We start from the raw sequence: 3,302 nt of genomic DNA on the forward strand, positions 1-3,302 counted from the left end.
CAGCACATGGCGCATCGTGCCGCGCCGCTGCATCGCCGCGTAGAAGGGGTTGATCGCGGCGCCGGGGACGCCGAAGCAGACGTCGATGCCCTCCCGCTCCAGCACCCGCACCGCCGCTTCCGCCGCCGTCATTCTCGCCATCGCTCGACTCCTCACCAAACGCGATTGTTCCTGAGGACAGCTAAGCGCGCGGATGGTGGGTGCGGCAAATCAATGGGTTGCCTTTTCCACAGGCTGGAAAGCGGCGCGAACGGGGCAGAGCGCGTCAGCTGCCGCGATAGGTGGAATAAGCCCAGGGCGAAACCAGCAGCGGCACATGGTAATGCTGGGCGGCGTCCCTGATGCCGAAGCGCAGAGGCACCTCGTCGATGAAGTCCGGGCCATCGCCGGAGATGGCGCCGGTGCGGCGGAAATAGTCGCCGGCCATGAACAGCAGTTCATAGCGTCCGGGCTTGAACTCGTCGCCCTGGAGCGCCGGGGCGTCGAGCCGGCCGTCGGCGTTCGTTGTGAACTCGCCAAGGATGGTGCCGGTATCCAGCGCCGTCAGGCGGATGCGCATGCCCGGCGCCGGACGGCCGGCGGCAATGTCGAGGACGTGGGTGGTCAGGCGGCCCATGGGGGTGGTCTCCATTCTGCGCGTTGCCGGCGTTAGACCCCCCACCCTAACCCTCCCCCGCTGGGCGGGGGAGGGGATTGGCGCTTGTTCGGGAAAGTGGCGGCAGTCCCTCCCCCGCCCAGCGGGGGAGGATAGGTGGGGGTCTAAAGCCGACGATAGATCACCCCCCACCCCCGCCCACCCTCCAAAATCCGGAAACTGTCTTCAGCCCCGCGCCCAATCCGCCGATTGAACCCCCTGCCGCCAATGGCTTAGCGTAGTCCCCGCTTCGACCGCAGTGAGCGAGACGACGATGACCGAGACCGCCCAACCCCAGGGCTACCCCCGTGACATGATCGGCTATGGCGCCACCCCGCCGCAGGCCAACTGGCCGGGCGGCGCCCGGGTGGCGGTGCAGTTCGTCATCAATTACGAGGAGGGCGGCGAGAATTGCGTCCTCCACGGCGATGCCGCGTCGGAGGCCTTTCTGTCGGAAATCGTCGGCGCCCAACCGATCCCCGGCGCCCGCCACATGAACATGGAGTCGATCTACGAATACGGCTCCCGCGCCGGCTTCTGGCGGCTGCACCGCCTGTTCACCGAGCGTAACCTGCCGGTCACCGTCTATGGCGTCGCCATGGCGCTGGAGCGCAATCCGGAGGTGGTCGCCGCGATGAAGGCCGCCGGCTGGGAGATCGCGACCCATGGCTGGCGCTGGATCGACTATCAGCATCTGCCGCCCGAGGTGGAGCGCGACCATATGCTGCGCGCCATCGAAGTCCACACCCGCGTCACCGGTGAGCGGCCGCTCGGCTGGTATCTTGGGCGGTGCAGCCCCAACACCTGGCGGCTGGTCGCCGAGGAGGGCGGCTTCGTCTACAACGCCGACTCGTACGCCGACGACCTGCCCTATTGGGACGACAGCCATGGCCGGCCGCAGTTGATCGTGCCCTACACGCTCGACGCCAACGACATGCGCTTCGCCACCAACCAGGGCTTCAACAGCGGCGACCAGTTCTTCGCCTACCTGAAGGACAGCTTCGACACGCTCTATGCGGAGGGGGAGACGGCGCCGAAGATGATGTCGGTCGGCCTGCATTGCCGTCTGGTCGGCCGGCCCGGCCGTGCGGCCTCGCTGGCGCGCTTCCTCGACTATGTGCGTGGCCATGACAAGGCGTGGGTGGCGACGCGGCTCGACATCGCCCGCCACTGGATCGCCGAACATCCCTACACCGCGAAGTGAGAGCGCAGATGCCCTACAACCTGGACGATCTGAACCGGATGGACCGCGCCGCCTTCGTCGCGGCGCTGGGTGCGGTGTTCGAGGAAAGCCCCTGGGTGGCCGAGGCCGCCTGGGACGAGCGGCCCTTCGCCGATGCCGCAGCCTTGCGCGCGGTGATGACCGGCATCGTCCGCAACGCCGGGACGGAGCGGCAGCGTGCGCTGATCCTCGCCCACCCCGACCTTGCCGACCGCGCCACCCGCGCCGCCAACCTGACCGCCTTCTCGCAGACCGAGCAGGCGAAGGCCGGGCTGAACGAGTTGACGGAAGCCGAAGCGCAGGAACAGCGCGACCTGAACCGCGCCTATCGCGAGCGGTTCGGCTTCCCCTTCATCATGGCGGTGCGCTTCAGCAGCAAGCAGGAGATTCTGGCGGCGATGCGCGAGCGCGTGGCCAACGAGCCGGAAGTGGAATTCGGCCGGGCGCTGGAGGAAATTTACAAGATCGCGGGGTTCAGGTTGGACGATCTGGTGGTGGGGTAGCATCGGCTCCGATTGCCCCCACCTAGCCTCCCCCGCTGGGCGGGGGAGGGACTGCCGCCGAACGCCGACAAAGGTCCAATTCCCTCCCCTGCCCAGCGGGGGAGGGTTAGGGTGGGGGCAATCGAAGCCGATACTTCAACAAAAAAGAAAACGCGCCGCCCCATCCGGAGCGGCGCGCTTTTCCGTAAGAACCCCCGTTACGCTTCCATCGCCTTCACCACTTCTTCAGTCACCTTCTTGGCGTCGCCGAACAGCATCATCGTATTCGGCCGGAAGAACAGCTCGTTCTCCACACCGGCATACCCCGCCGCCATGCCGCGCTTGATGAAGAACACCGTCTTGGCCTTTTCCACGTCCAGGATCGGCATGCCGTAGATCGCGCTCGACGGGTCGGTCTTGGCGGCCGGATTGGTGACGTCGTTGGCGCCGATGACGAAGGCCACATCCGCCGTACCAAAGTCGCGGTTGATGTCCTCCAGTTCGAACACCTCGTCATAGGGCACGTTGGCTTCCGCCAACAGCACGTTCATGTGACCGGGCATGCGGCCCGCCACCGGGTGGATGGCGTACTTCACGTCGACGCCCTCGTGCTTCAGCGCATCGGACATCTCGCGCAGGGCATGCTGCGCCTGGGCCACCGCCATGCCATAGCCCGGCACTACGATCACCGACTGGGCATTCTTCATGATGTAGGCGGCATCCTCGGCCGAGCCGGCCTTGACGCTGCCCTGCGGACCCTTGGCCTCACCGCCGGCCGCGGCAACTTCACCGCCGAAGCCGCCGAGGATGACGTTGAAGATCGAGCGGTTCATGCCCTTGCACATGATGTAGGACAGGATCGCGCCCGAGGAGCCGACCAGCGCACCGGTGATGATCAGCAGATTGTTCTGCAGGGTGAAGCCGATGCCGCAAGCCGCCCAGCCGGAGTAGCTGTTCAGCATCG

At 66.5% G+C, this 3,302-nt stretch carries 5 protein-coding genes; 2 read left to right on the forward strand and 3 right to left on the reverse strand.

Annotated features, from left to right (window positions below; genetic code table 11):
- Together TSH20_RS34430 and uraH are read right to left on the reverse strand one after the other, a co-directional pair.
- Nucleotides 1-141: thiamine pyrophosphate-binding protein (locus TSH20_RS34430; RefSeq protein ID WP_146207517.1), on the reverse strand; the 141-nt coding region annotated here is incomplete at its 3' end.
- Nucleotides 142-265: 124 nt separating this feature from the next.
- The gene (gene uraH, locus TSH20_RS34435) at nt 266-616 is read right to left on the reverse strand and encodes a hydroxyisourate hydrolase (RefSeq protein ID WP_109493037.1); all 351 of its coding nucleotides are present in this window, start codon (nt 614-616) and stop codon (nt 266-268) included.
- A 292-nt stretch (nt 617-908) separates the two neighbouring features.
- Between uraH and puuE the strand changes: the two genes are divergently transcribed.
- On the forward strand, nt 909-1,838 hold the full coding sequence (gene puuE, locus TSH20_RS34445; RefSeq protein ID WP_109157701.1) for an allantoinase PuuE: 930 nt from the start codon (nt 909-911) through the stop codon (nt 1,836-1,838).
- 8 nt (nt 1,839-1,846) lie between these two features.
- Entirely contained in the window at nt 1,847-2,359 is a 513-nt protein-coding gene (gene uraD / locus TSH20_RS34450) for a 2-oxo-4-hydroxy-4-carboxy-5-ureidoimidazoline decarboxylase (protein ID WP_109157702.1), read from the forward strand.
- 197 nt (nt 2,360-2,556) lie between these two features.
- Here uraD and TSH20_RS34455 read toward each other — a convergent pair.
- On the reverse strand, nt 2,557-3,302 hold a 746-nt coding region (locus tag TSH20_RS34455), incomplete at its 5' end, for an NAD(P)(+) transhydrogenase (Re/Si-specific) subunit beta (RefSeq protein WP_146207518.1).

The sequence above is a fragment of the Azospirillum sp. TSH20 genome (assembly GCF_003115935.1).
In the GTDB taxonomy this organism is placed as follows: Bacteria; Pseudomonadota; Alphaproteobacteria; order Azospirillales; family Azospirillaceae; genus Azospirillum.

Excerpts from the sequence above, each read along its gene's own strand:
- uraH (WP_109493037.1), bottom strand. The coding sequence starts at position 616 with ATGGGCCGCCTGACCACCCACGTCCTCGACATTGCCGCCGGCCGTCCG.
- puuE (WP_109157701.1), top strand. The coding sequence starts at position 909 with ATGACCGAGACCGCCCAACCCCAGGGCTACCCCCGTGACATGATCGGC.
- uraD (WP_109157702.1), top strand. The coding sequence starts at position 1,847 with ATGCCCTACAACCTGGACGATCTGAACCGGATGGACCGCGCCGCCTTC.